Raw genomic sequence first — 25,496 nt, 5'->3', positions numbered from 1 at the left:
CTAACGAGCAGGGCTGCCTGCAAAAACCCTGGCACCATCGATCCAGACGCTTTTAATGTCCAGATCGTCCGACAGCGAAACGATGTTGGCCGCGGTACCGTTGGCGAAGCGCCCGAGCCGGTGCGACTGGCCGATCGCCTGCGCCGGATAGAGCGAGGCCATGCGCAAGGTTTCGTCGAGGTCGAGGCCGACGACGCGGTGCATGAAGCGCACTGCGGAAATCATGTCGAGGTCCGCGCCCGCCAACGTGCCGTCGGCAAGTGTCAGCCTGCCATCCTTGCGGTGGATGGTGCGGCCGTTCAGCGTGAACGAGGTCATGTCGGTGCCGATCGTCGCCATGGCATCGGTAACGAGCAGGATCTTGCCCGGCCCCTGCTTGGCGCGCAAGGCGATGGCCATGGTGGCCGGATCGACATGGATACCGTCGGCGATGATGCCGGCATAGAATGTGCCTGTATCGATTGCGGCGCCCGCCAGCCCCGGCTCGCGATTGCCGATCTGGCTCATCGCATTGAACAGATGGGTGACCACCGTTGCGCCGGCCTCGGCAAAGGCGCGAGCCGTGGCATAGCCGGTATCGGAATGGCCGATGCTGACGACAATGCCGGCCTTGCTAAGCGCCGACACCTGGCTGGCCTCGACGGATTCGGGCGCCACCGTCGTCAGCAGCACGGGCAGGTCTTTCCGTGCGGCGATCAGCATCGTCTGGTCGGAGTCTAGCATCGGCCGGATCAAAGCCGGGTCATGTGCGCCCTTGCGGGCGATCGACAGATGCGGCCCTTCGAGGTGCAGGCCCAGGAACCCCGGCACCTTCCTCCGTGCCGCCTCGGCTCCGGCCGCAGCCGCCGCGGCGGTGATCTCGGACGTGTCGGTGATCAGCGTCGGCAACAGCGCCGCCGTGCCGAAGGGTGCGTGCGCCCGGCAGATGGTCTCGATCGAGGCGACGTCCGGATGGTCGTTGAGCATGACGCCGCCGCCGCCATTGACCTGCAGATCGACGAAGCCAGGCGCCAGCATGCCGCCGCCGGTCTCGATACGCGCAACATCGGATGGAATGGCACCGGCGGCAACAATGGCCTCGACGAGGCCGTCGCGCACGACAAGCGCCGCATTGTCGTGCCAGTCCTCGCCATCGAAAATCCGGGCGCCAGTCAGGGCAAAACGGTCGCTCATAGGGTTTCCGTTACCTTGCGCAGATTGGGCGGCGTGTCGGGGTCGAGGCCGCGATGGCGGGCAAAAGCCTCGACGAAACCATAGAACGACACGATCAGCGTCAGCGGGTCGGTCAGCGGATGACCGGTTGCGACATGCGGCAGGCGCTGAGCGCTCTTTGCCTTGTTCGACGTCACAAAGACGGCAGCGCCCTTGCCGGCCAGGCTGTCGGCGGCATCGGCCACCGATGGCTCGGACGCATCGCGAGCAGCCAGCGCCAGCACCGGGAAACCGGGACCGACCAGCGCCAGCGGGCCGTGCATGACCTCGGCGGCACTATAGGCTTCCGCATGCATGGCGCAGGTTTCCTTGAATTTCAGCGCCGCCTCGTTGGCGATCGCCGCCGACGGGCCGCGGCCGAGAATGAACAGCGACTTTTGCGTCTTCAGCGCCCCGGCCAGCGCCATCCAGTCGCAGGCGATCGCCTTGCGAAAATGCTCCGGCAAGCGCGCGAGCGCCACCAGGAGTTTCTCGTCGCCGGTGCAATGCGCCATCAAGGCGAGTCCTGCGACGGCTGAATTGACGAAGGTCTTCGTCGCCGCGACGCTGCGCTCCGGTCCGGCCAGGATGTCGATCGCGTAGTCCGAAGCCCGCGCCAGCGGCGAATCGGCGGTGTTGGTGATGGCGACGGTCAGCGAACCGCCGGTCCTCGCCGCTTGCGCCATTGCAACGATGTCCGGGCTCTTGCCGGACTGCGAGATCGCCAGGCAGGCCGAGCCGCCCAGCTTCAGCTTGGCGCCATAGATCGAGGCGATCGACGGGCCGACCGATGCAACCGCCAGCCCGGCGGTCAACTCCACGGCATATTTCATGAAGGTCGCGGCATGGTCGGACGAGCCGCGCGCCACGGTGACGACGAAATTCGGGTCGCGCTCGCGAATGCCGCGTCCAGCTTCCGTCAGCACCGCGGCCGAGCCATCGAGCAGACGGGCGGTGGCCTCCGGGATCTCCTCGATCTCGCGCCGCATATGGGTCGTTGTCGCGGTCATGGCCGGCCCTCTTCGCCCGGCCCGCTCAGCCGGAGTTCGGCGACAAAATCATAGGCGTCGCCCCTGTAGATGGAGCGGGTAAACTCGATCACCTTGCCGCTCGCCAGATAGGAGATACGCTCGATGTGCAGGCCGGCAATGCCCGGCGGTACTTCCAGCAGCTGTGCGTCGCTATCGCCGAGATTGGTGGCGGAAATGCGCTGCACCGCCCGCACCGGCCTGTTGCCGGTCTTTTCCAACGCGGCGTAGAGCGACGAACCAATCGCCGCCGGATCGGGCAGCACGCTTGTCGATAGCGAGGCGCGCTCGATCGCCAGCGGCGTGTCGTTGGCGATACGAAGGCGCGCCACGCGCGCCACCAATTCGTTCGACGCCAGGCCGAGCACCATCATCTCGTCGGGCGACGGCGGATAGAGGCCGCGGTCGAGCCAAGCCGAACGCACCGCCATGCCGCGCCGTGCCATGTCCTCGGTAAACGAGGTCAGCATCGACAGCGACTGCTCGACGCGCTCCATACGTGGCGCAACGAAGGTACCGGAACCATGGCGCTGGACGAGGATGCCGCCCTTGACCAGGTCCTGCACCGCCTTGCGCACGGTGACGCGCGAAATGTCGGCCTTGCTAGCGATGTCGCGCTCGGAAGGCAGCGCATCGCCAGGTCCGATCAGCCCGCGTTTGACGGCATCCTCGATACTCTTCCTGAGCTGCAGATAGAGCGGCGCGCCACTCTGCGACGATTGTTTCAGCGCCGCGAATATCTGGTCGGCGGCCTCACTCATCGAGCTGCCTCCGCCGTGTTTGCGAAAATCCGAGCCGCCATCTGAACCGCGCCGCCCAGCGCGTCGTCCAGCGGCGGTTTCAGCAGCGCCCGGTAGCGGGCCGACAGGCGCGGCGCGTAAAGCGGCGCCAACCCGCCGAGCAGGCAGAGCGGATCGCCGCCGCCCAGGTCGAGCACGCCAAGCGCTGCTTCGACATCGGCGACCGCCTTGTCGAGGATCCAGATAGCGACGACGTCGCCTTTTTCGGCATGTTCGAACACCTTGGGCGCGAAGCCGCCGAAATCGCCGGGCTTGGCGTTGGTGGTGAATTCGACCAGATCCTCGGGATTGTTGCGGAAGATGGCGAGCATGGTCTCCGTCAGCGGTGATCCCTGGCGGATGCCGTCATAGGCGAGCAGCGTCTGCTCGAGCAGGTCGCGGCCGATACGGGCGCCGCTGCCCTGGTCGCCGACCTGGAACCCCCAGCCGCCGATGGCGCGCGACTTGCCTTGTTTGCGTGCCATATAGGCGGTGCCCGTGCCGAGGATGGCCATGGCGCCGTCGCCGGAGCCAACCGCGCCTTCCAGCGCGATCTCGGCGTCGGTCTCGACACGGCTGATGCGAAACGGCAGGATCGCTTCGAGCTGCTGCCGGTAGGTGCCGACATTGGCGCCGGCAAGACCGAGAACGGCCGGAGTTTGCGGGATCAGTGCGGGATCCCTGCCCGCGGCGACAAAGGCCTGCTGCGCTGCGTCGACGATGTTCGTCCTGGCGCCGGTGAGATCGGTTCGGATGTTGGCGGCACCGCTTTTGGCGCGGCCGAGGACGATGCCGTCGGCCGTTGCAAGAGCCGCCCTGCAGCTGGTGCCGCCGCCATCGATGCCGAGCACGAATTTCACGCGATTTCTCCTCCGGGCGGATAATACCAATAAAATACCAATAGCCAAGGATTAATTTCCGTTTCAAAAAAGTTAAGGCGTAGTTTGTTGGAAAATCAGCCAATTTCGTTCGCAAGCCTGCACTGCCGCAAGGATTTCATTAATGCGTGTGGACAAGTGGTATTTTTTTGGTATGGTTTTCTCGATTGGAGGAAAGCGGATGGCCGAAACGCGCACCGAAGCGCTTCACCAGAATGCCGAGGGACTGGATATCCAGGCCCCGGAAGCCGTCCTTTCCTCTTTGGCCAACGCACAGATCGAGGCCGCCAAGGCCGTGCACGGCGCCATTCCTGCCATTGCCGCGGCAGCCGAAATCATCGCAAGCAGACTGAAAAGCGGCGGCAAGCTCGCCTATGCGGCTGCCGGCAGTTCGGGCCTGATGGCACTGGCCGACGCGCTTGAGCTGCCGGGCACTTTCGGCATCCAACGCGACCGCATCGCCATCCTGATCGCCGGCGGCGACGAGGCCTTCAAGACACTGGCCGGCGGGCCGGAGGACGACACCGAGGAAGCTTCGGCAGCAGTTGCCGCCGCCCGCATCGGCAAGGGCGACTGCCTGATCGCCGTCTCGGCCAGCGGCTCGACACCTTATGCAGTCAGGGCGATCGAGGACGCCAGGCGCCGCGGTGCGGCGACCATTGCCATCGCCAACAACAGGGATGCGCCGCTGTTGCGGCTGGCCGACATCGCCATCATGCTCGAAACGCCGCCGGAGCTGATTGCCGGCTCAACGCGCATGGGCGCAGGCACCGCCCAGAAGATCGCGCTCAACATGCTGTCGACGCTCGCCGCCATCCATCTCGGCCATGTCCATGACGGCTACATGGTCAACCTCATGGCCGACAACATCAAGCTGCGCGACCGCGCCGCACGCATCGTCGCCGCCGTCAGCGGGCGCGACAAGGACGAGGCGGCGCGCCTGCTCGAAAGGAGCGGCGGCGTCGTCAAGACCGCTATTCTGCTCGCCGCCGGCGCCGCCAGCGCCGATGCAGCCGAGAAGATATTGGAAGGGACTGGCCACAAGCTGCGGCCGGCCCTTTCCGCGATCGAGGGGAGCAAGGGGCGCAATGCCTCTGTTCTCATCAAAACCGAACCTGAAAAAGGTCAACAGGGAGACTGAGCATGACAACGAAGCTACTGACGGCACTTCTTCTCGGCACCAGCATTCTCGGCTCCGCCGGGGTGGCTTATGCCGACGACGTAACGCTCAACATCGAAAGCTGGCGCGGCGACGACCTTGCCATCTGGAAGGACAAGCTGATCCCGGCCTTCGAAGCCAAGAACCCGGGCATCAAGGTGGTGTTCGCGCCGTCGGCGCCAACCGAATATGACGCCGCCCTCGGCGCCAAGCTTGCCGCCGGCTCGGCCGGCGACCTGATCACCTGCCGCCCGTTCGACAAGTCGCTGGAACTCTTCAAGAAGGGCAACCTCGCCGACATCTCGACCCTGCCCGGCATGGAGAACTTCTCCGACGTCGCCAAGGCTGCCTGGCAGACCGACGACGGCAAGTCGAGTTTCTGCGTGCCGATGGCCTCCGTCATCCATGGCTTCATCTACAACAAGGACGCCTTCGACAAGCTCGGCATCAAGGTGCCGGAGACGCGCGACGAATTCTTCGCCGCGCTCGACAAGATCAAGGCCGACGGCACCTACATCCCGATGGCGATGGGCACCAAGGACCTCTGGGAAGCGGCGACCATGGGCTACCAGAACATCGGCCCCAACTACTGGAAGGGCGAGGAAGGCCGCCTGGCGCTGATCAAGGGCGAGCAGAAGCTGACCGATCCGCAGTGGGTCGAGCCCTTCAAGGAACTGGCCAAGTGGAAGGACTATCTCGGCGACGGCTTCGAGGCGCAGACCTATCCGGACAGCCAGAACCTGTTCACGCTCGGTCGCGCCGCCATCTACCCGGCCGGCTCGTGGGAGATCGGCCTGTTCAACACGCAGGCGCAGTTCAAGATGGGCGCCTTCCCGCCGCCGGTGCAGAAGGCCGGCGACACCTGCTACATCTCCGACCACACCGACATCGGCATGGGCCTCAATGCGGCCTCGAAGAACGCGGATGCGGCCAAGACCTTCCTGTCCTGGGTGGCCTCGCCGGATTTCGCCACCATCTACGCCAACGCGCTGCCGGGCTTCTTCAGCCTGAACAACACCCCGGTGAAGATGGAAGACCCGCTGGCCCAGGAATTCGTCTCCTGGCGCGGCAAGTGCAAGTCGACGATCCGCTCGACCTACCAGATCCTGTCGCGCGGCACGCCGAACCTCGAAAACGAGACGTGGGTTGAATCGGCCAACGTCATCAACGGCACCGACACGCCGGAAGCTGCCGCCAAGAAGCTGCAGGACGGCCTCGACAGCTGGTACAAGCCGGCGAAGTAAAGCGCGGCGAAGCGTTGTCTCCCCCCTCGAGGGGGAGATGTCGCCGAAGGCGACAGAGGGGGTCGGTCGAGGCAGACTGCGGCTTGATCGCTGCTGGAAAGCACGGTCGAACGACGATGGCGTGCTCCTCTGCCGACCCCACCCGCCTCGCTTTGCGAGGTACCCTCCCCTCGAGGGGGAGGGAGGCGCCGCGCCCTTTGGCGGCAATAGCAAGACCTGATCGGCGGGGACCGAACGCATGGCCGCAGCACCGAAAAGACCGTTCCGTTGGCATATCGGCGTTTTCCTGGCGCCGGCGCTGCTGGTCTATACGGCGATCATGATCCTGCCGCTGGCCGGCACGCTGCAGCTGTCGCTGTTCCGCAACATCAACCAGTCGCAGGTCTTCGTCGGACTGGAAAATTTCCGCATGCTGTTCGGTGATCCCAACTGGTCGGTCAATTTCTGGAACGCGCTCAGGAACAATGTCTGGTTCTTCATCATCCACATGCTGGTGCAGAACCCGATCGGCGTCCTTTTGGCCGCACTTCTGTCCAGCCCCAGGCTACGGTTTTCCGCCTTCTACCGCACGGCGATCTTCGTGCCGACGATCCTGTCTTTCGTCATCGTCGGCTTCGCCTGGAAGCTGATCCTGTCGCCGCTATGGGGCGTGGCGCCGCATATGATGGACCTTGTCGGCCTGAAAAGCCTGTTCACGCCCTGGCTCGGCAAGGCGCAATATGCGCTGACCGCGCTCAGCCTGATCTCGGTGTGGCAGTTCGTCGGCATCCCGATGATGCTGATCTATGCGGCACTGCTGTCCATTCCCGAAGAGGTGATCGAAGCGGCCGAATGCGACGGCATCACTGGGATGGCGCAGTTCTGGAAGATCAAGCTGCCGCTCATCCTGCCGTCGATCGGCATCATCTCGATCCTGACCTTCGTCGGCAACTTCAACGCTTTCGACCTGATCTACACCGCGCAAGGCGCGCTGGCCGGGCCGAACTATTCAACGGATATTCTCGGCACCTTCCTCTACCGCGCCTTCTTCGGTTTCCAGCTGCAGGTCGGCGATCCCAACATGGGCGCGGCGATCGCCACGATGATGTTCCTGATCATCCTCGGCGGCGTCTGCGTCTATCTGTTCCTCGTACAGACGCGCTTGCGTCGCTACCAGTTTTAGGGGAGCGCGACCATGAGCACCGCAACCCGCTCGCTGCCCCGCACCATCGGCGCGCATGCGATCCTTCTGACCTACACCGCAATCGCGCTTTTTCCGGTCATCCTCGTGATCATGAATTCGTTCAAATCGCGCGCAGGGATTTTCGGCGCGCCGCTGACGCCGCCGACGCCAGGGACCTTCGACCTGATCGGCTACACCACGGTGATCGGCCAGGGCGACTTCATCCACTATTTCCAGAACAGCCTTGTCGTCACCGTCGCCTCGCTGTTCTTCGTGCTTTTGTTCGGCGCCATGGCTGCCTTCGCGCTGTCGGAATACCGCTTCCGCGGCAATTCGCTGATGGGGCTCTATCTGGCGCTCGGCATCATGATCCCGATCCGCCTCGGCACCGTCGCCATCCTGCAGCTGATGGTGGCGAGCGGGCTGGTCAACACGCTGACGGCGCTGATCCTGGTCTACACGGCGCAGGGCCTGCCGCTTGCCGTCTTCATCCTGTCGGAATTCATGAAGCAGGTCTCCGACGACCTGAAGAACGCCGGCCGCATCGACGGGCTATCGGAATACACCATCTTCTTCCGCCTGGTGTTGCCGCTGGTCAGGCCATCTATGGCAACGGTCGCCGTCTTCACCATGATCCCGATCTGGAACGATCTGTGGTTCCCGCTGATCCTGGCGCCGTCGGAGGAAACCAAGACGGTGACGCTCGGCGCGCAACTGTTCCTCGGCCAGTTCGTCACCAACTGGAATGCCATCCTGGCGGCACTGTCGCTGGCGATCATGCCGGTGCTGATCCTCTACGTCATCTTCTCGCGGCAGCTGATCCGCGGCATCACTTCGGGAGCGGTCAAGTGAGTGAGGGTCGGGACGCGATCAGTCGAGGCCTCACCGAGTCGGCAATCCGCCACAGATTCCGCGGCGTTCGCAAAACAAACTATTATCGCGAATGGCCGGAAACGGTCTGTCTGCTTAACCTTCAGAAGTCTGCCTGGGGACCGCAGTTCTATCTCAATGCAGCTGTCTGGCTGACTCGGTTCGGGATCGAGCGTCGACCGAAGGAATACAACTGTCATATCGTCTGGCGTGTCAACTCCCTGATGGTTAGCGAGCAATCCAAGGCATTCACCGAGGCGCTGGATCTGGATCGTCCGTTGCCGGACGACCGGAGGTCTTCTCTGATCAAAGAGGGAGTCGATACATACGGGTTCGGACTTCTGGCACGTTGTGAAAGCGAAAAGGCTGCTCTGCAGATCGCCAGTGAGTATGGATCGAGTATTAGGATGGACCTGAAAGCCCGCGCTCTACTAAAGGCAAACTGAAATGGACCAACCCCTTCGCGTTGTCATCGCCGGCCTCGGCAATATGGGGCGCAGCCATGCGTTGGCGTATCACACCAATCCGGGATTCCAGATCGCCGCGCTGGTCAACCGCTCCGATGTGCCGCTGCCGGAAGGGCTTTCGACCTACGCCATCCGGCGTTCCTTCGACGAGGCGCTACGCGACGAAAAGCCCGATGTCGCCTGCATCGCTACCTATTCCGACAGCCATGCCGACTATGCGGTCAGTGCATTCGAGGCCGGCTGCCATGTCTTCGTCGAAAAGCCGCTGGCAACGACGGTCGCCGATGCAAAGCGCGTGGTCGCGGCAGCCAAGGCCAACGGCAAAAAACTGGTGATCGGCTACATCCTGCGCCATCACCCGTCCTGGATCCGGCTGATCGCCGAGGCGCGCAAGCTCGGCGGCCCTTACGTGTTCCGCATGAACCTCAACCAGCAATCCTCCGGCCATAGCTGGGAGACGCACAAGCAGTTGATGCAGACGACATCGCCGATCGTCGATTGCGGCGTGCATTATCTCGACGTGATGCTGCAGATCACCGACGCCAGGCCAGTCGAGGTGCGCGGCATGGGGCTGAGGCTGAGCGACGAGATCGCGCCGTCAATGTACAATTACGGTCATCTGCAGGTGCTATTCGACGACGGTTCGGTCGGCTGGTACGAGGCCGGCTGGGGGCCGATGATTTCGGAGACGGCTTTCTTCGTCAAGGACGTGATCTCGCCCAATGGCTGCGTGTCGATCGTCATGAAGGAGGGTGTCAGGTCCGACGACATCGACACCCACACCAAGACCTCGACCATCCGCCTGCACAGCGCGGCGACCGGCGCCGACGGCAAGTTCGCGAAACCGGACGAAATGCTGTCGATGCAAGGCGAGCCCGGCCATCAGGACCTCTGCGACCTGGAACAGGCGTTTGTGCTGAAGGCGATCCGCGAGGATCTGGACTTGACCCGCCACATGGACGACGCGGTGAAGTCGCTCGCCGTCTGCCTTGCCGCAGACGAGAGCGTGCGCAGCGGCCTCGCCGTGAAACTCTAGAACAGGGACGAAGCCGTGGGCTCGCTGAACATCGAGAACGTGAAAAAAGCCTTTGGGCCGGTCGAGGTGCTGAAGGGCATCAACCTCGAGGTGACGGATGGCGAGTTCGTCGTCTTCGTCGGTCCATCCGGTTGCGGGAAGTCGACGCTGCTCAGGGTCATTGCCGGGCTGGAGGACTCGACCTCGGGCCGCGTGGTGATCGACGGGGCGGACGTCTCCGCCACGCCGCCGGCCAAGCGCGGTATCGCCATGGTGTTCCAGACCTATGCGCTCTATCCGCATCTGACTGTGAAGAACAATATGGGCCTCGGCCTCAAGCAGGCGGGCACGCCGGCGGCCGAGATCGACCGCCGCATCGGCATCGCTTCCTCGATGCTGTCGCTGGAGCCCTACCTCTCGAGGCGGCCGGCCGAGTTGTCCGGCGGCCAGCGCCAGCGCGTCGCCATCGGCCGCGCCGTGGTGCGTGAGCCCAAGCTTTTTCTGTTCGACGAGCCGCTGTCGAACCTCGACGCCGCACTGCGCGTCAACACCAGGCTGGAGATCGCGCAATTGCATCGCCGGCTGAAGGCCACGATGATCTATGTCACCCACGACCAGGTCGAGGCGATGACACTGGCCGACAAGATCGTCGTGCTGAACGCGGGAAAGATCGAGCAGATCGGCGGACCGATGGAGCTTTACAATTCGCCGGCAAATGAATTCGTCGCCGGCTTCATCGGCTCACCGAAGATGAACTTCGTCGACGGGGCCAGGCTTGGCGAGACGGCCAAGACCATCGGTGTCCGCCCCGAGCACCTGACCGTCGATCCGAAATCCGGTGCCTGGAAAGGCACGGTTGTCCATGCCGAGCACCTTGGCGCCGACACCAATCTCTATCTCGACTGCGAGAAGGCCGGCTTGATCACAGTGCGCATTTTTGGCGTCTATAACGCCGAACCGGGTGCCACGCTCTACGCGACGCCGGATCCGGCAAAGACATACCGGTTTGGGGCCGATGGGAAGGTGCTGAAATAGCGCAGGTGTCGACTCCCCTTCTCCCCTTGTGGGCTAGCGTGCGCACACCTCTCCGAAGCAGATGTGTGCGCACGCTAGCCCCCAGGGGAGAAGGCAAAGCGCCGCCTACAAATCCGCCTTGAACGTCTGCTTCTGGATGCCCAGCCCTTCGATACCGAGCTCGACCACGTCGCCGGGCTTCAGGAAGACCGGCGGCTTCATGCCGAGGCCGACGCCGGGCGGCGTGCCGGTAGAGATGATGTCGCCCGGGTGCAGCGACATGAACTGGCTGAGATAGGAGACGAGATAAGCGACGCCGAAGACCATGGTCTTGGTCGAGCCGTTCTGCATGGTCTTGCCGTTGACCGTCAGCCACATCGGGATGTTCTGCGGGTCCTTGATCTCGTCCTTGGTCACCAGCCACGGGCCGATCGGCCCGAACGTGTCGCAGGACTTGCCCTTGGTCCACTGGCCCTGGCGCTCGGCCTGGAAGGCGCGCTCCGAGACGTCGTGCGCGACGCAATAGCCGGCGACATAATCCAGCGCCTCGGCCTCGGTGACATACTTCGCAGTCTTGCCGATCACCACGCCGAGCTCGACCTCCCAGTCGGTCTTCACCGAGCCGCGCGGGATCAGCACGTCGTCGTTCGGCCCGACAATAGCCGAGCTTGCCTTCATGAAGATGATCGGCTCCGGCGGCACGGTGGCGCCGGTTTCGGCAGCATGGTCGGAATAGTTGAGACCGATGCAGATGAATTTGCCGGTGCCGGCGACGCAGGCGCCGATGCGTGGCTTGCCGGAAACCGCCGGTAGCGTTTTCGGATCGAGCTTCGACAATGTCTCAAGCGATGCCGGATCGAGCGTCTTGCCGGCAATGTCGGTGACATGGGCGGAGAGGTCGCGGATCGTTCCATCCGCATCGAGCAGGCCGGGGCGTTCGCTCCCCGCCTCGCCATAGCGCAGCAGTTTCATGCAGTTTTCTCCCAGTTGCGACCAGAGGCCGTTTGCAAACTCGCTCCGCTGCGGCGAATGGCGTGGGTTTCGAGAACCGGAGCGGAGCGTACTTAAAGTACGTGAGCACCGGAAGCGCAGAAAGCCGCGTCAGGCGCCCGGCGGAGTAGGGTTTTCAAATGGCCTCTTAGATCGACCAGCCACCGTCGATATTATAAGCCTGCCCCGACGTATAGGTGGCGCCGGCCAGATAGACGGCGAGGTCGGCGATTTCCTCGGGCGTGCCGAGGCGGCCCATCGGCTGGCGCGCGATGAAGGCGGCGCGAGCTGCTTCGTAGTCGCCCTGCGCATGCATGCGGTCCTGCAGCGACGGGCTTTCGACCGTGCCCGGACAGATCGCATTGCAGCGTATGCCCTTGCCGACATAGTCGGCGGCGACCGACTTGGTCAGGCCGATGACGGCTGCCTTGGTTAGGCCATAGACGAAGCGGTTCGGCACGCCCTTGGTCGAACTGGCCAGCGAAGCCATGTTGATGATCGAGCCGTCGCCGCGCTCCAGCATGCCGGGCAGCACGGCGCGGATGGCGCGGATCATCGAGCGGACATTGAGATCATAGGCAAAGTCGAGATCGCCGTCCTTCATCTCGAGGATCGAGCCGGAATGGACGAAGCCGGCGCAGTTGAACAGCACGTCGACGGCGCCGATCTCGGCAAAAGCGGCGTTCACCGCCTCGTCGTTCAGCACGTCGAGCTTGCGGGTCTTGATACCGGGCGTCTTGCCGAGGTCGGCGAGCACCACCTCGTTAATGTCGGTGGCATGGACGACGGCGCCGGCCTTGGCGAACGCCAGCGCGCTCGCCCGGCCGATGCCTTGCGCCGCCGCCGTGACGACAACGACCTTGCCTGTCAGATCCGCCATGCTTCTCTCCTCGCCCGTCTGTGATCGTTCGGCTTTACCGGCATTAGGCCGGGGCGCAATGTGCCAGCCGGGCACTACCATCCCGCCTGTTTCGATATTCGCCTGCCGGCCAAATGTTTTTTCTCGGTAAAGAACATTTGTTGGCCCGTCAAGCCCGGACGTCCCTCCGGGACACTCAGTCGCCGTAGGGCACCCAGACGTTCTTGACCTCGATCGCACGGCGCAGCAAGGCATCGCCGGCTGCTTCGTTCGAGGGCCAGTCGAGGCTGTGGCCGTTGCCGGTCCAGACGCGTTTGAGATTGCCGATGGACTCGGCCTCGGCCTTGGCGCAAGTCTCGGCGTCGGCGAACACCCAGAGCCCGTCGACATCGTCATGCTTGGCCAATACGCCGGCAAGCTCGGCGCTACGGCCGGTAACGATATTGATGGCGCCTGCGGGAACGTCGGAATATTCGATGACCTGGTAGAGGTCGGTGGCAAGCAGCGGGTATTTTTCGGATGGCACTGCGACTACGGTGTTGCCCATGGCAAGCGCCGGCGCCACCAGCGAGATCAGGCCAAGCAGAGGCGCATTGTCCGGCGCGATGATGCCGACGACGCCGACTGGCTCGTGCAGCGCCAATGTGACGGCGCGGGCCGGCGGCTGGTGGACGCGGGCCTCGAATTTGTCGGCCAAGCCGGCATAGAGGAAAAGGCGCTCGATCGACAGCTCGACCTCGTTACGCGCCGCCTTGGCGGTCGCGCCGGTGAGCTGGGTCAAACGGGCGGCAAACTCGTCTGCGCGGCCGGAAAGGTTTTCGGCCACGTAGTAGAGTACCTGGCTGCGGTTGTAGGCGGTCGCCTCCGGCCAGGACTTGCAGGCGCGCGCGGCCGCGACGGCGTCACGGATATCCTTGCGGTTGCCGAGACCGATCTCGCCGGCAAGCTTGCCCTTGGCGCTGGCGATGGCGAAGGAATAATTGCCGTCCGGCCGGACCTGCTTGCCGCCGATGAACAGCTTTGCCGTGCGGTCGATGGCGCCACCTTCCGCCTGCTCGCCAGGTTGGGCCGAAGACGTTGCCGGTTTGATGATCGGGCCGAGCGGCAGTTTTGCCGAGAGATATTCGAACATGCCCTCGCGCCCGCCTTCACGGCCAAAGCCGCTCTCGCGGTAGCCGCCGAAGCCGCAGGAGGCGTCGAACATATTGGTGCCGTTGACCCAGACGACGCCGGCCTTCAATTGCGGCGCGACGTGCAGGGCAAGATTGATGTTCTCACTCCACACCGAAGCGGCCAGGCCATAGCGTGTGTTGTTGGCGAGCTCGATCGCTTCCTCGGTGTTGCGGAAGGTCATGGTGGCGAGCACCGGCCCGAACACCTCTTCCTGTGCCAGGATGTTAGCCGGCGAAACACCTGTCGCCAGCGTTGGCAGATGGTAATAGCCCGCGGCGGGCAGTGCCGAGTCCGGCTGCCAGCAGATCGCGCCCTGCTTGGCGCCTTCGGCGATTAGGCCCTTGACGCGATCGAGCTGAGTCAAATCGACCAGCGGGCCGATATCGGTGTTCTTGTCGAGCGGACTGCCGATGCGCAGCCGGCTCATCCGCGTCTTGACCTTGCCGATGAAGGCGTCGGCGATGCCTTCTTGCACCAGAAGGCGCGAGCCGGCACAGCACACCTGGCCCTGGTTGAACCAGATGCCGTCGACCAGACCCTCGACGGCGCTGTCGAGGTCGGCATCCTCGAAAACGACGAATGCCGACTTGCCGCCAAGCTCCAGCGACAGTTTTTTGCCCGAGCCGGCAGTGGCCTTGCGGATGATCTTGCCGACCTCGGACGAACCGGTGAAGGCAATCTTCTGGACGCCGGGATGGTTGACGATGGTCGCGCCCGCCTCCGGCCCGCCCTGGACGATGTTGACGACGCCCTTCGGCACGCCGGCGCGTCCGCAGATCTCGGCAAACAGGATCGCGGTGAGCGGCGTGAATTCCGCGGGTTTGAGCACCACGGTGCAGCCCGCAGCGAGCGCCGGCGCGATCTTCCAGGCGAGCATCAAGAGCGGGAAGTTCCACGGGATGATCTGGCCGACGACGCCGACGCCCTTGTGGCCGGGAAAATCCCTGTCCAGCGCCTGCGCCCAGCCGGCATGATGGATGAAATGGCGGATCGCCAGCGGCACGTCGATGTCGCGGCTTTCGCGGATCGGCTTGCCATTGTCGATCGATTCCAGCACCGCGAACAGCCGTTGGTGGCGCTGCATGGCGCGGCCGATGGCGTAGAGCACTTTGGCGCGTTGATATCCGGTGCTGGCGCTCCATTTCGGCAGCGCTTTTGTGGCCGCCGCAACCGCCGCGTCGATATCGGCGGCACCGGCATCCGACACCTTGGCCAGCAGCTTTCCCGAGGACGGATCGCTGGTGTCGAAGGTTCTGCCTCCGCTGGCTGCCTTCCAGTCGCCGCCGATAAACAGCGCTTTGCCGAAATCCCGCGCGGCAAGCCACACATCGGCCTCGTTGCGCGCCTCCGGCGCCGGGCCGTATTCCATGGCGTGATAGCGTTCGAGAATGTTCATGAAGCGCTCCGAATCACGCCATCGCGTGGCGATGATTGGCCGAGTAGTGGCCGGTCAGATGATGCTCGAGCTGGCGCTCGATATCGGTCAAAAGGCTCGATGCTCCGAAACGGAACAGCTCCGGCTCCAGCCACGGCCGGCCCAGTTCTTCTTTCATCAGCACCAGCCAATCGAGCGAGGCTTTTGCCGTGGAAATGCCACCGGCCGGCTTGAAGCCGATGAGATAGCCGGTTTCCTCGAAATAGGCGCGGATGGCGCGCACCATGGCAAGGCCGACCGGCAGCGTCGCGTTGACGCTTTCCTTGCCGGTCGAGGTCTTGATGAAATCTGCACCCGCCATCATCGCCACCATCGAGGCGAGCATGACGTTGCGCAGCGTCGCGAGGTCGCCGGTGCCGAGGATCACCTTCAGATGGGCCTCGCCGCAAGCGGCGCGCATCGAGACAATCTCGTTATAGAGCTCCTGCCATTTCGCCCCGAATACCAGGCCGCGCGGGATGACGACGTCGATCTCGTCGGCGCCGTCGCGGACCGATGCTTCGATCTCTTGCAGGCGCGTCGAAAGCGGTGCAAGGCCATGCGGGAAGGCGGTCGAAACGGCGGCGACATGGACGCCGCTGCCGCGCAGCGCTTCTACGGCGGTGGCGACGAAGGGATGATAGACGCAGACCGCCGCCGGGCGGATCTTTTCACCGGTAATGCCCAGCCCCTCGACGATGTCGCGGCGGAACGGGTTGACCGCCTTGGCACAGAGCCTGCGCACGCGCTCTTCCGTGTCGTTCGAGTTCAGCGTCGTCAGGTCCATGCAGGCGACGGCGCGCAGCAGCCAGGCGGCCTGGTTATCGGCCTTGATCGAGCGTCTTTTGGTCAGGCTGGCGACGCGGCGTTCCAGCGCCGAGCGGTTGACGCCGCGCATCGATTCCATGAAGCCGAGATCGAGCCTCATGCCGGGATTGCGAGCAATACCATGGGCTTGCGGCATCGGCGCATTGGCGGCGGCGCGCGCCGGCAGCGGCGTGACCTTCGATGTGCCGACGTCGGTTTCACGGATTGTGCTGCTCATCTCCTGCCCCTTGTTCAGCGACTTATGCCGAAGATAGACCGTGAAGCAGCGCTTCACGAGTCCTTCAAGCGGTCATAGCGGAAAAAGACAGTCAAGGCAGCCGATTTTTGACCGCATGATCAAGATCAGGGTCTCGAACCAGTGGACGCTGAATTGCCGCGTCTCAGCCGACGAAGGCGCGCTCGACGACGAAGCTTGCCGGATGATGCAGCGAGCCTTCCTGGAAGCCGTGGCTTTCGGCCAGTTCCTTGACGTCCTTCAGCATATGCATCGAGCCGCAGATCATGATGCGGTCGGTTTCGGGATTGAGCCTGTCGATGCCGAGATCGGTGTAGAATTTGCCCGAGCCGATCAGCGCGGTGATGCGGCCCATGCGCACGGAGGTCTCGCGCGTCGTCGAATTATACAGCGTGACGCGGCCGCCGGTCAGTTCGCCGATCAGCGGGTCCTTCTCAAGCGCTGTCACCAGCTCCTGGCCGTAGGTGAGCTCGGCATTGTCGCGGCAGGTATGGGTCAGCACCACCTGCTCGAACTTCTCATAGGTGTCGGGATCGCGCAGCAGGCTGGCGAATGGAGCAATGCCGGTGCCGGTCGAGATCATGAACAGGCGCTTGGCCGGCGTCAGCGCGTCGACCACCAGCGTGCCCGTCGACTTCTGCCGCATGATGACGGTATCGCCGATCTCGATTTTCTGCAGCTCCGAGGTAAGCGGGCCGTCCGGCACCTTGATCGAGAAGAATTCGAGTTCGTCGTCCCAGGACGGGCTGGCGATCGAATAGGCGCGGAACACTGGCTTCTCGGCATTGGGCAGGCCGATCATGACGAATTCGCCGGAGCGGAAGCGCAGCGACTGCGGCCGGGTGATGCGGAACGAAAACAGCCGGTCGGTATAATGCTTCACCGAGACGACGGTTTCGGCATAGACATTGGCCGGTATCGGGAACTGCAACGGCCGGGCGCCGGCTGTGTTGAACGCGGATGTGGTGTTCATCAAACCTAACCTTCTGGGCCGGCTCAGCGCCGGCGCCAAATCTCCACCTGCGCGCCCGAACCGGTCAGGTTCCAGCGTGCCGTTTGCACACTCCGAAGCGGTAAGCTCTTGTGTCCGGAATTTATTAGTATACAAACGATATTTGCGTCAAGACGCCGCCGTAAAACAGCTTTCCAAACTAAGGCATGTAGGCAGTTCGGGCATTTCGGGTTTCGACAATGGGACAGAATTTTTCGGCGCGAGCGCTGGATTCGACTGGCGACGTCGTCGCCGGCATCGATGTCGGCGGAACTTTTACCGACCTGCTTCTGATCGACGGCCGTGACGGTGGCCGGGTGCATATCGCCAAGACCCCGACCACGGTCGACAACCAGGCGTTCGGCGTCGTTGCAGCACTTGGCGCCACCGGCTTTCCGGTCGACGGCATCGACCTCATCGTGCACGGCACGACGACCACCACCAACGCGGTCCTGGAGCGCCGGCTGGCCAAGACCGGCATGATCACCACGCGCGGCTTTCGCGACGTCATCGAGCTTGGCCGGCGGACACGGCCGCAGGCCTATGGCATGACGGGCACGTTCGTCCCGATCATTCCGCGCAATCTGCGGCTCGAAGTGTCGGAGCGGGTCGAGGCCTCGGGCGCGGTGCGCATCCCGCTCGACGAGGCCGAGATGCGGACAGCGATTTCACAACTGATCGCAGCCGGCTGCGAATCCCTGGTCATCCATTTCCTGCATTCCTACGCCAACCCGGCGCATGAGCGGCGCGCCGCCGAGATAGCGGCCGAGCTTTGGCCGAACGGCTACATCACGACAGGCCACGCCCTGCTTTCGGAAGCGCGCGAATTCGAGCGCGGGGTGACCGCTTCGGTCAACGCTTCGGTGCAGCCGATCCTCGAACGCTATGTCGAACGGCTGCGCAAGGAGCTGGCTGCAAAAGGCTACGCCCGCGACTTTCTGATCATGAACGGCAATGGCGGCATGATCTCGGCCCGCTTTGTCACACGTGAGTCGGCCAAGACCGTCATGTCCGGCCCCGCTTCCGGTGTCATTGCTGCCGCCTATACCGGAAAACGCGCCGACTTCGAAAATCTGGTCACCTACGACATGGGCGGCACCTCAACCGACGTGGCGCTGATCCGCAACGCCGAGCCGGCGGTGTCGAACGAGATCGAGATCGAATATGCGATGCCGATCCACGTGCCGATGGTGGCGGTGCATACGGTCGGCGCCGGCGGCGGCTCGATCGCCCGCGTCGATGCGGCCGGCCTGATCCAGATCGGCCCGGAAAGCGCCGGCGCCAATCCCGGGCCAATCTGCTACGGACGCGGCGGCTTGGAGCCGACCATCACCGACGCCAATCTGGTGCTCGGCAGGCTGGCGCCGAAGAAGCTGCTCGCGGTGGAAAACCCGGTCACCGTCGAGCGGGTCACCGGTATATTCGAGGACAGGATCGGCCGCGCCACAGGCTTGTCCGGCGTCGAGGCGGCGGGTGCGGTGCTGCGGCTCGGTAACGTGAAAATGGCTGGCGCCATCCGCATGGTCTCGGTGTCGCGCGGCCACGACCCGCGCGATTTCGCGCTGTTCGCCTTCGGCGGCGCCGGGCCGCTGCATGCGACGGCATTGGCGCGCGAACTAGGCCTGCCGAAAGTGCTGGTGCCGGCGCGGCCGGGCATCACCAATGCTCTCGGCTGCGTCGTCGCCGATCTGCGCCATGATTTCGTCAACACGGTCAACCAGCCGGTGGCCAGTCTCGATGAAACCCGACTCCACGAGACATTGGAACGGCACCGAAACGAAGGCGAGGAGCTGATCGGCAAGGAAGCGGTGAAGCCGGAAGCAATCCGTATCACGCATTCCGCCGACATGCAGTTCGTCGGCCAGACGCATATCATCAACGTGCCGCTGCCGTCGTCTGCGGTGACACGCGAGGTACTGCAGCAACTGTTCGAGAGTGCCTATTTCGCCCGCTTCAAGGTCGAGCTACCCGAGATCCGCGCCAATCTGGTCAACCTCAACACGTCGGTCACTGGCGTGCGGCCGACCATCGATCTGTCCCGGCTGATCGATCCGGCTGGGCGCGCCAAAACGCTCCAAGAGGCGCGGCGCGAGATCCGGCCTGTCTGGTATGGCGGGCGCTGGTACGACACGCCGGTCTACAGCAGAGAGAAGTTGCCGCTCGACGCAACAATCGAAGGTCCGGCGATCCTCGAACAGATGGACGCGACGACTGTGCTGGAGCCCGGCGACCGGGCGCGATCGGATGCCGACGGCAACATCATCATCGATATCGGCGAGGCCTGAGATGGAAAAACTCGACGCCATCACCCTTTCAGTCATCCAGGCGGCGCTACAGCAAGTCTGCGACGAAATGGACCTGACGTTTTCGCGCGCCGCGTTCTCGCCTGTCATCGCCGAGGCCAATGACCGTTCGGATGGCATCTATTCAGCGCTCGATGGTTCGCTGATCGCGCAAGGCAGCCAGGGCCTGCCGGTGTTCGTCGGCGTCATGCAGTATTCGACCAAAACCGTGATCGAGATGATCGCCGACGGACGCTGCCTGCCGCCCGAGCCGGGCGATATCTACATCGTCAACGATCCCTATCTCGGCGGCACCCACCTGATGGATGTGCGCTTCGCCATGCCGGTCTACCGCGACGGCAGGATATTCTGCTGGCTGTCGAACACCGGCCACTGGCCCGACATCGGCGGTTCGGTGCCGGGCGGCTTTTCCGCCTCGGCAACAGCGGTCGAGCAGGAAGGCTTGCGACTGCCGCCGGTGAAACTGTTCAAGAAGGGCGTGCTCGACCCTGAGATCTACGCCATCATCTGCTCGAACATCAGGGTTGCCGACCAGCGCATCGGCGACATCCGGGCGCAGGCGGCGGCACTGCTGATCGGTCAAGACCGACTGAACGGAATCCTGGATCGTTACGGAGATGAAACGGTCGTCGATGCGATCGCCGAACTGCGCCGCCGCGCCGCCGAACAGATGCGCGCGAACATATCAGCCATTCCCGACGGCATTTACCGGTCGCAGGCTTTTGTTGATTCCGACGGCGTGGTCAACGAGCCGCTGACTATCGCGCTGGCCGTCGAAAAACAGGGCGACACGCTCAGCTTCGACTTCTCCGGTTCGTCAAAGCCCTGCGCTGGGCCGATGAACAGCGTGCTGGCGACGACCTTGTCCTCGGTCTATCTCGCCATGCGGCACATTTTCCCCGACGTGCCGATCAGCGCCGGCGCCTTCGAGCCGCTGATCGTCAAGCGGCCGGAAGGCACCTTCCTCGACGCCAAATATCCGCGCCCGGTATCGGGCTGCGCGGCCGAGGTTTCGCAGCGCATTGCTGAAGCGGTGTTCGCGGCGATGGTGCAGGCGCTGCCGGACAAGGTGACGGCGGCCCCCGCCGGCTCCAGCGGCAATTTCGCGCTCGGCGGCAACGATCCGGCCCGCGGCCGCGATTATGTCATGTATCAGATCTCCGGGGGCGGGTATGGCGGCAATGCCGGTCACGACGGCCTGACCAATGGCTGCTCGACCATAGGCATCTCCAAGTCGCCGCCGGTCGAAATCATGGAGCAGGCCTTCCCGGTGCTCTACCGCCACTATGCCTTGCGCGAAGGCTCGGGCGGCGCCGGCAAGCATCGCGGCGGTTTTGGCCTCGCCTATGAGGTCGAGATCCTGCGCGGCGACGCCCGCGCCTCCTTCGTCATGGATCACGGCCGCTTCGGCCCGCAAGGCGCGCTCGGCGGCAAGGACGGCGCGGTCAACACGGTCACCGTGTTCCGCGACGGCAAGGAACATGTGCCGCCGCATCTGTCCAAGGAGCAGGACATCGCGCTGAAGACAGGCGACCGCGTGTGCGTCGGCACGCCTGGCGGCGGCGGCTACGGCGATCCGTTGCAGCGCGATCCGCAATTGGTCGCTCGGGATGTCAAGCTCGGCTACTATACCGCAGAGCAAGCCAGAGACCTGTTCGGAGTCGTAGCGGATGAGCAACCCAAATCCCCTGGAGGCTGATCTCTCGTCTGAACTGGCCCACGCAGTCGAACGCGTCTATGCCGCTTTCGCGTCTTATCCATCGCCCCGCCACCTGCATGGCTCGCCGTACAAGGATTTGGAATCGATCTTTCGGGGAGTATCCAGTGGTCCGCTTCGGGAGCTCAGTGGTGAAAACCTCGGCGCCTATGCCGGATCGGCCATATGGACGGTCGGCGACGTCGATGACTACCGGCACTTTCTGCCGAGAGTGCTTGAACTTGCCATCCAAGGCGAACCTTCGATGGGGTTCGACGCCAACGTGATTGCCGCAAAGCTCGAAAGGACCTCCTGGCGCGATTGGCCGTTGGAAGAACAGCAGGCTGTCGAGGTGCTGTTTCAGGTTGCCTGGCGAAAAGCGATGACCATGCATCCCGATGAAGGGAACGCGGTTCCCTGGCTGGAGGGCATAGTGCTTGCCGGAATGGATGTAGCAGCTGCATTAGCGGCATGGCGTGATAGCCCTTACCCCGAGGCCATGTTGCACTGTGCGGACTTGATTACCGGCAACATCAAGACACTCGATAAGGGGCACGTGATCTTCAGCGAACAGGTCACCAGATGGCTTCTATCCGACAGTCTCGCCTGGCACTTGTTCACCGTCGCGGTCGAGGCTCCCTTGCGCCCCGACGATCGCGAAAAGCTCGCTTGGGCGAGCGAGACCATCGAGGACAATCTGAACTTTCCCGGAAATTAAAGGCGTTGATTGGGCCGCGTTTCGCCGGTCACGCTCTGTGGTCCAGCCTCGCGACCAGCCGGTCGCCGGCCCACTGGATGCCGCAGACCAGGATGATCAGCACAATGACAACGGCGATCATGACGGACGTCTCGAAGCGCTGGTAGCCGTAGCGGATGGCGAGGTCGCCGAGGCCGCCCGCGCCGCTGGCGCCGGCCATGGGCGAGGCGCCGATCAGCGTCACCAGCGTCACCGTGAAGCCGGCGACGATGCCGGGCAACGCTTCCGGCACCAGCACCTCGCGAATGATCGTCCAGCGGTTGCCGCCCATGGCGCGTGCTGCCTCGATCAGCCCATGGTCGACCTCGCGCAGCGACACTTCGGCGATCCGGGCATAGTAGGGCGTCGCCGCGATCGACAGCGGCACAATCGCTGCCCAGGTGCCGATCGAGGTGCCGACGATCAGCCGCGTCACCGGGATCAGCGCAACCAGCAGGATGATGAAAGGCACCGAGCGGAAGCCGTTGATGACCGCTCCGAGCGCGCGGTTCACCCACAGGTTTTCGCCGATACCGCCGCGGTCGGTGGCGACCAGCGCCAGGCCGAGTGGCAGCCCGAAAACCAGCGAGATGAGGCCGGAGGCGGCCGTCATCAGGATCGTTTCCCAGATCGAACGGACGAGAAGCTCAAACAGAACCGGCGACATGGCCAAGCACCTCTACCCGCGCTTGGCGGGCTTTCAAGAACGCGATCACCTCTGCCAGGTGAGCTTCATTGCTGCCGGCGACCGCCACGAACAGTGTCCCGACAGGCTGCTGCTGAACGTGATCGATGCCGCCATGCACGAGGCGGAACGAGCCGGGAACTGCCGAGGCAAGATCGGACAAAAGCGGGCTTCGGGCGGCCTCACCCGCCACGTCGATCCTGAGGATCGCCTCCAGGCCGGCGTTCTGCGTTAGCCGGCTTGCGATCTCCGCCGGCAATTGCGGCCGGATGCCGCCGAGCAGGCTTTGTGTGATCGCCGATTTCGGGTCGGCAAAGACCGACCACACCGGCCCTTGTTCGACGATCCGCCCAGCGTCGATCACCGCGACCCGGTCGGCGATCGAGCGGATCACCTCCATCTCATGCGTGATCAGCAGGATGGTCAGGCCAAGCTGCCGGTTGATGTCCCTCAGCAAGGCAAGGATGGAGCGTGTCGTCTCCGGGTCGAGCGCCGAGGTCGCTTCGTCGGACAAAAGTAGCGCCGGGCGCGCCGCAAGCGCCCGGGCAATGCCGACGCGCTGTTTCTGTCCGCCCGACAGCGACGCCGGATAGGCTTTCGCCTTCTCCGACAGCCCGACGAGCTCGAGCAGCTCGGCGGCGCGCGCCAGGCGTTCGGCCCTGGGCCGGCCTTCGATCTTGAGCGGCAGCGCTACATTGTCTTCGACCGTCTTGGCGGACAGCAGGTTGAAATGCTGGAAGATCATGCCGATGCGCCGGCGCAGCGGCTGCAATTCGCGCTCGCCGAGCCGGCTGATGTCGCGGCCTTCGATGAAGACCTGTCCTGAATCCGGCCGCTCCAGGCCGTTCAGGCAGCGTATCAGCGTCGACTTGCCGGCGCCGCTGCGGCCGATGATGCCGAGGATCTCGCCCTGGCGCACGCTGAGCGACACGCCGTCCAGCGCCGCTGTCGCGCCGAAGCGGCGTTTCAGCTCGATGAGGCGCACGACATCGTTCGGTCCGGCGGAGCGGCCGCCGACGGGACGCATGACTTCGGTGACCGAGGCGAAATGCTGGTTCATGAAAGTTCCTGTATTGGTGTCCCGCAAACGCGATCGCGGTCCGCGTTGAAGCGCGGACCGTTTTATCATGCCGGGCTTCGGCGCCCAGTCGAGCTCGGCATCAATAGGCGCTGATGCCGGTTCCCTTGTAGACTCGGTCGAATTCGGCCTTCACCTTTTCGTTCTGATAGGAGGCGACCAATGTCTTTACCCAGGGCTGGTTGTCATTGCCGGCCTTGACCGCGATGAAATTGCGGTAGGGATTGTCGGCCACCGCCTCCTGGGCGATGCGATTCTCCGGTGTGAGGCCGCTTTTAAGCGCCCAATCCGTGTTGACTACGGCCGCGTCGAGGTCTTCCACCGAGCGCCCGACAATCCCGGCGTCAAGCTCCTTGACGACCAATTTCTTCGGGTTTTCGGCAATGTCGGTGGTCGTCGCCAGAATGCCGGTGCCTTCCCTGAGCTTGATCAGACCTTCGCTCTGCAGGACGCGCAGTGCGCGGCCCTCATTGGACGGGTCGTTCGGCACGCCAATGACGGCGCCTTCTGGCAGGTCGGCAATCTTCGTGTACTTCTTGGAATAGAGGCCGATCGGCCAGACCCCGGTATAGCCGACCGGGACGATGTGATAGCCCTGCGTCTTGATCTGGTTGTCCAGATAGGGCTTGTGCTGGAAGGCGTTGGCGTCAATTTCGCCACGCTCGAGTGCTTCATTCGGCTGGGTGTAGTCGTTGAACACCACGGTCTCGATCGTCAGCCCCCTCTCCGCCGCCTGGGCGGTGACGACGCGCCACACATCCTCGTCCTCGCCGCTCATGATGCCGACCTTGACCGCCGTCTTGTCTTCGGCGAACGACGGCGCAGCAAGGCCGACAATCCCAACCGCCGACGCGAAAAGTACAGCCAGACCGGCGCGCCGGTTTATACTTGCGGAGAGAAATGAGAGCAAAGTGTTGGTATTCCCAGACATGATCTATCCCGTCGGTTCTGAAGTCGTTGCGGCCAGGCGGAGTGCCAAGCCTTGCTGGCATCATCGGGAATGCTGACCGCCGGATCAAAGCACCGTATTTCCCGCGAAATGCGAAGCCAGGAATATTCTCTCAAAGTTTCGGGCCTGGCGAGCACAGGGCGTGCTGGGATCATGTGTTCTAAGCCAATGCTGGTTCAGAAATTGTCCGGACGTCGTCTCCGCTATGAGGCCCGCCATGCTTCGAAACGGCGGGCCTTTCTGCGTCCGAATGCCCAACACGGGCAGCAGTGTGGGATGTCGACAATGCTAGACGCGCCGCATGTCCCTTCAAAGCGACGCGCTTGCTCACTGGATGACCTTCACGATCCTGCGTGTGCCTGGATCGACCAGGACGGTCTGGTTGTCGACGACGACGTAGCGGTATTTGACGTTGGGGACTTCATGAAGCTCGACGGTATCGGGCAGGGTCGAGCCGACATTGAGCTCCACGCCGGGGAGCTGGACGGACGCCAGAGGCTGCTTTTTCACATACTCGCGTACGATCGTCTCCTGCTGCGGTTCGATGACCACATCCTGGGCGGCAGCGGCGCCGACACCCGCAAGCAGCAAAAACCCAGCCGCGGCTGCGGAAAGATGCATTCTCATGATTGTCTCCTTTCCTCGTGAGCCACCTCTGCGCTGCGCCGCGTCATGCCGTTCGCAGCGGGGTCGCTATAGGCCGGTAACGTCATCAGGTGGAGCTTGTTCCGCCACTCGGATCGCTTGCCGTT

At 63.7% G+C, this 25,496-nt stretch carries 23 protein-coding genes; 10 read left to right on the top strand and 13 right to left on the bottom strand.

Features of this window, described 5'->3' with window-relative positions; all coding sequences use genetic code 11:
- From nagA to NKH04_RS15030, 4 genes are read right to left on the bottom strand one after another with little or no spacing between them, the layout of a single operon-like run.
- Nucleotides 1-1,173 (bottom strand): N-acetylglucosamine-6-phosphate deacetylase, encoded by a 1,173-nt coding sequence (gene nagA / locus NKH04_RS15045; RefSeq protein ID WP_352771457.1) that lies wholly within the window; start codon nucleotides 1,171-1,173, stop codon nucleotides 1-3.
- A complete protein-coding gene (locus NKH04_RS15040; protein WP_353044491.1) occupies nucleotides 1,170-2,201 on the bottom strand; it encodes an SIS domain-containing protein in 1,032 nt (343 codons plus the stop codon). Before NKH04_RS15040 ends, nagA begins: the two co-directional genes overlap by 4 nt.
- A complete protein-coding gene (locus NKH04_RS15035) occupies nucleotides 2,198-2,980 on the bottom strand; it encodes a GntR family transcriptional regulator (protein WP_352472800.1) in 783 nt (260 codons plus the stop codon). The genes NKH04_RS15040 and NKH04_RS15035 overlap by 4 nt, the downstream gene beginning before the upstream one ends.
- On the bottom strand, nucleotides 2,977-3,858 hold the full coding sequence (locus NKH04_RS15030) for a glucosamine kinase nucleotide-binding domain-containing protein (RefSeq protein WP_352771460.1): 882 nt from the start codon (nucleotides 3,856-3,858) through the stop codon (nucleotides 2,977-2,979). The genes NKH04_RS15035 and NKH04_RS15030 overlap by 4 nt, the downstream gene beginning before the upstream one ends.
- A 199-nt stretch (nucleotides 3,859-4,057) precedes the next feature.
- On the opposite strand from NKH04_RS15030, the gene NKH04_RS15025 reads away from it, so the two are divergent.
- The 7 genes from NKH04_RS15025 (at nucleotide 4,058) to NKH04_RS14995 (ending at nucleotide 10,828) form a co-directional block, all read left to right on the top strand.
- Entirely contained in the window at nucleotides 4,058-5,017 is a 960-nt protein-coding gene (locus NKH04_RS15025) for an N-acetylmuramic acid 6-phosphate etherase (protein WP_352771461.1), read from the top strand.
- A 2-nt stretch (nucleotides 5,018-5,019) separates the two neighbouring features.
- A complete protein-coding gene (locus tag NKH04_RS15020) occupies nucleotides 5,020-6,279 on the top strand; it encodes an ABC transporter substrate-binding protein (protein ID WP_352449606.1) in 1,260 nt (419 codons plus the stop codon).
- Between the two features lie 238 nt (nucleotides 6,280-6,517).
- On the top strand, nucleotides 6,518-7,441 hold the full coding sequence (locus NKH04_RS15015) for a carbohydrate ABC transporter permease (RefSeq protein ID WP_023718922.1): 924 nt from the start codon (nucleotides 6,518-6,520) through the stop codon (nucleotides 7,439-7,441).
- 12 nt (nucleotides 7,442-7,453) lie between these two features.
- Complete coding sequence (locus NKH04_RS15010) at nucleotides 7,454-8,293, top strand: carbohydrate ABC transporter permease (protein WP_023718923.1); 840 nt, start codon at nucleotides 7,454-7,456, stop codon at nucleotides 8,291-8,293.
- Entirely contained in the window at nucleotides 8,290-8,757 is a 468-nt protein-coding gene (locus tag NKH04_RS15005) for a DUF4304 domain-containing protein (RefSeq protein WP_352614241.1), read from the top strand. The genes NKH04_RS15010 and NKH04_RS15005 overlap by 4 nt, the downstream gene beginning before the upstream one ends.
- Before the next feature lies 1 nt (nucleotide 8,758).
- The gene (locus tag NKH04_RS15000; protein ID WP_352819627.1) at nucleotides 8,759-9,814 is read left to right on the top strand and encodes a Gfo/Idh/MocA family protein; all 1,056 of its coding nucleotides are present in this window, start codon (nucleotides 8,759-8,761) and stop codon (nucleotides 9,812-9,814) included.
- A gap of 15 nt (nucleotides 9,815-9,829) precedes the next feature.
- Nucleotides 9,830-10,828 carry an ABC transporter ATP-binding protein gene (locus NKH04_RS14995; RefSeq protein WP_352527632.1) on the top strand — a complete coding sequence of 333 codons (999 nt, stop codon included), beginning with the start codon at nucleotides 9,830-9,832 and terminating at the stop codon, nucleotides 10,826-10,828.
- A 105-nt stretch (nucleotides 10,829-10,933) separates the two neighbouring features.
- Here the strand turns inward: NKH04_RS14995 and NKH04_RS14990 are convergent, their stop codons facing one another.
- From NKH04_RS14990 to NKH04_RS14970, 5 genes are all read right to left on the bottom strand, one after another.
- Nucleotides 10,934-11,779, bottom strand: a complete 846-nt coding sequence (locus NKH04_RS14990; protein WP_023677125.1) for a fumarylacetoacetate hydrolase family protein — start codon at nucleotides 11,777-11,779, stop codon at nucleotides 10,934-10,936.
- Nucleotides 11,780-11,945: 166 nt separating this feature from the next.
- Nucleotides 11,946-12,677 (bottom strand): SDR family oxidoreductase, encoded by a 732-nt coding sequence (locus NKH04_RS14985; protein WP_352473100.1) that lies wholly within the window; start codon nucleotides 12,675-12,677, stop codon nucleotides 11,946-11,948.
- 175 nt (nucleotides 12,678-12,852) lie between these two features.
- Nucleotides 12,853-15,225, bottom strand: coding sequence for an aldehyde dehydrogenase family protein (locus tag NKH04_RS14980; protein ID WP_353044490.1), 2,373 nt, complete (start codon nucleotides 15,223-15,225; stop codon nucleotides 12,853-12,855).
- 13 nt (nucleotides 15,226-15,238) lie between these two features.
- Nucleotides 15,239-16,288, bottom strand: a complete 1,050-nt coding sequence (deoC, locus tag NKH04_RS14975) for a deoxyribose-phosphate aldolase (RefSeq protein ID WP_353044489.1) — start codon at nucleotides 16,286-16,288, stop codon at nucleotides 15,239-15,241.
- Nucleotides 16,289-16,451: 163 nt separating this feature from the next.
- Entirely contained in the window at nucleotides 16,452-17,279 is an 828-nt protein-coding gene (locus NKH04_RS14970) for a ferredoxin--NADP reductase (protein ID WP_353044488.1), read from the bottom strand.
- A gap of 218 nt (nucleotides 17,280-17,497) precedes the next feature.
- Between NKH04_RS14970 and NKH04_RS14965 the strand changes: the two genes are divergently transcribed.
- Genes NKH04_RS14965 through NKH04_RS14955 form a run of 3 tightly spaced genes read left to right on the top strand, consistent with a single transcriptional unit; the run spans nucleotide 17,498 to nucleotide 22,014 of the window.
- A complete protein-coding gene (locus NKH04_RS14965; RefSeq protein WP_353044487.1) occupies nucleotides 17,498-19,582 on the top strand; it encodes a hydantoinase/oxoprolinase family protein in 2,085 nt (694 codons plus the stop codon).
- Nucleotide 19,583: 1 nt separating this feature from the next.
- A complete protein-coding gene (locus tag NKH04_RS14960) occupies nucleotides 19,584-21,299 on the top strand; it encodes a hydantoinase B/oxoprolinase family protein (protein WP_353044486.1) in 1,716 nt (571 codons plus the stop codon).
- Entirely contained in the window at nucleotides 21,271-22,014 is a 744-nt protein-coding gene (locus NKH04_RS14955) for a hypothetical protein (protein WP_353044485.1), read from the top strand. Before NKH04_RS14960 ends, NKH04_RS14955 begins: the two co-directional genes overlap by 29 nt.
- 28 nt (nucleotides 22,015-22,042) lie before the next feature.
- On the opposite strand, the gene NKH04_RS14950 is transcribed toward NKH04_RS14955, so the two are convergent.
- The 4 genes from NKH04_RS14950 to NKH04_RS14935 all read right to left on the bottom strand — a co-directional run bounded on the left by NKH04_RS14950 (nucleotide 22,043) and on the right by NKH04_RS14935 (nucleotide 25,371).
- Entirely contained in the window at nucleotides 22,043-22,699 is a 657-nt protein-coding gene (locus NKH04_RS14950; RefSeq protein ID WP_353044484.1) for a methionine ABC transporter permease, read from the bottom strand.
- Nucleotides 22,680-23,744: a methionine ABC transporter ATP-binding protein gene (locus NKH04_RS14945; protein WP_353044513.1), complete on the bottom strand. Its 1,065-nt coding sequence runs from the start codon at nucleotides 23,742-23,744 to the stop codon at nucleotides 22,680-22,682. Before NKH04_RS14945 ends, NKH04_RS14950 begins: the two co-directional genes overlap by 20 nt.
- Before the next feature lie 133 nt (nucleotides 23,745-23,877).
- Nucleotides 23,878-24,726, bottom strand: a complete 849-nt coding sequence (locus tag NKH04_RS14940) for a MetQ/NlpA family lipoprotein (RefSeq protein ID WP_353044483.1) — start codon at nucleotides 24,724-24,726, stop codon at nucleotides 23,878-23,880.
- A 345-nt stretch (nucleotides 24,727-25,071) separates the two neighbouring features.
- Nucleotides 25,072-25,371, bottom strand: a complete 300-nt coding sequence (locus tag NKH04_RS14935) for a DUF1236 domain-containing protein (protein ID WP_352614254.1) — start codon at nucleotides 25,369-25,371, stop codon at nucleotides 25,072-25,074.
- Between the last annotated feature and the right edge of the window lie 125 nt (nucleotides 25,372-25,496).

This window comes from Mesorhizobium sp. M1365 (assembly GCF_040317865.1).
Lineage (GTDB): Bacteria > Pseudomonadota > Alphaproteobacteria > Rhizobiales > Rhizobiaceae > Mesorhizobium.
The sequence above is the reverse complement of the archived record's forward strand: the minus strand, read 5'-3'. Positions and strand labels throughout refer to the sequence as shown.

What these genes read in the sequence shown, in the direction of transcription:
- nagA (WP_352771457.1), bottom strand. Translation starts at nt 1,173, where the DNA reads ATGAGCGACCGTTTTGCCCTGACTGGCGCCCGGATTTTCGATGGCGAG.
- NKH04_RS15040 (WP_353044491.1), bottom strand. Translation starts at nt 2,201, where the DNA reads ATGACCGCGACAACGACCCATATGCGGCGCGAGATCGAGGAGATCCCG.
- NKH04_RS15035 (WP_352472800.1), bottom strand. Translation starts at nt 2,980, where the DNA reads ATGAGTGAGGCCGCCGACCAGATATTCGCGGCGCTGAAACAATCGTCG.
- NKH04_RS15025 (WP_352771461.1), top strand. Translation starts at nt 4,058, where the DNA reads ATGGCCGAAACGCGCACCGAAGCGCTTCACCAGAATGCCGAGGGACTG.
- NKH04_RS15020 (WP_352449606.1), top strand. Translation starts at nt 5,020, where the DNA reads ATGACAACGAAGCTACTGACGGCACTTCTTCTCGGCACCAGCATTCTC.
- NKH04_RS15015 (WP_023718922.1), top strand. Translation starts at nt 6,518, where the DNA reads ATGGCCGCAGCACCGAAAAGACCGTTCCGTTGGCATATCGGCGTTTTC.
- NKH04_RS15010 (WP_023718923.1), top strand. Translation starts at nt 7,454, where the DNA reads ATGAGCACCGCAACCCGCTCGCTGCCCCGCACCATCGGCGCGCATGCG.
- NKH04_RS15000 (WP_352819627.1), top strand. Translation starts at nt 8,759, where the DNA reads ATGGACCAACCCCTTCGCGTTGTCATCGCCGGCCTCGGCAATATGGGG.
- NKH04_RS14990 (WP_023677125.1), bottom strand. Translation starts at nt 11,779, where the DNA reads ATGAAACTGCTGCGCTATGGCGAGGCGGGGAGCGAACGCCCCGGCCTG.
- NKH04_RS14985 (WP_352473100.1), bottom strand. Translation starts at nt 12,677, where the DNA reads ATGGCGGATCTGACAGGCAAGGTCGTTGTCGTCACGGCGGCGGCGCAA.
- NKH04_RS14980 (WP_353044490.1), bottom strand. Translation starts at nt 15,225, where the DNA reads ATGAACATTCTCGAACGCTATCACGCCATGGAATACGGCCCGGCGCCG.
- deoC (WP_353044489.1), bottom strand. Translation starts at nt 16,288, where the DNA reads ATGAGCAGCACAATCCGTGAAACCGACGTCGGCACATCGAAGGTCACG.
- NKH04_RS14970 (WP_353044488.1), bottom strand. Translation starts at nt 17,279, where the DNA reads ATGAACACCACATCCGCGTTCAACACAGCCGGCGCCCGGCCGTTGCAG.
- NKH04_RS14965 (WP_353044487.1), top strand. Translation starts at nt 17,498, where the DNA reads ATGGGACAGAATTTTTCGGCGCGAGCGCTGGATTCGACTGGCGACGTC.
- NKH04_RS14960 (WP_353044486.1), top strand. Translation starts at nt 19,584, where the DNA reads ATGGAAAAACTCGACGCCATCACCCTTTCAGTCATCCAGGCGGCGCTA.
- NKH04_RS14955 (WP_353044485.1), top strand. Translation starts at nt 21,271, where the DNA reads ATGAGCAACCCAAATCCCCTGGAGGCTGATCTCTCGTCTGAACTGGCC.
- NKH04_RS14950 (WP_353044484.1), bottom strand. Translation starts at nt 22,699, where the DNA reads ATGTCGCCGGTTCTGTTTGAGCTTCTCGTCCGTTCGATCTGGGAAACG.
- NKH04_RS14945 (WP_353044513.1), bottom strand. Translation starts at nt 23,744, where the DNA reads ATGCGTCCCGTCGGCGGCCGCTCCGCCGGACCGAACGATGTCGTGCGC.
- NKH04_RS14940 (WP_353044483.1), bottom strand. Translation starts at nt 24,726, where the DNA reads ATGTCTGGGAATACCAACACTTTGCTCTCATTTCTCTCCGCAAGTATA.
- NKH04_RS14935 (WP_352614254.1), bottom strand. Translation starts at nt 25,371, where the DNA reads ATGAGAATGCATCTTTCCGCAGCCGCGGCTGGGTTTTTGCTGCTTGCG.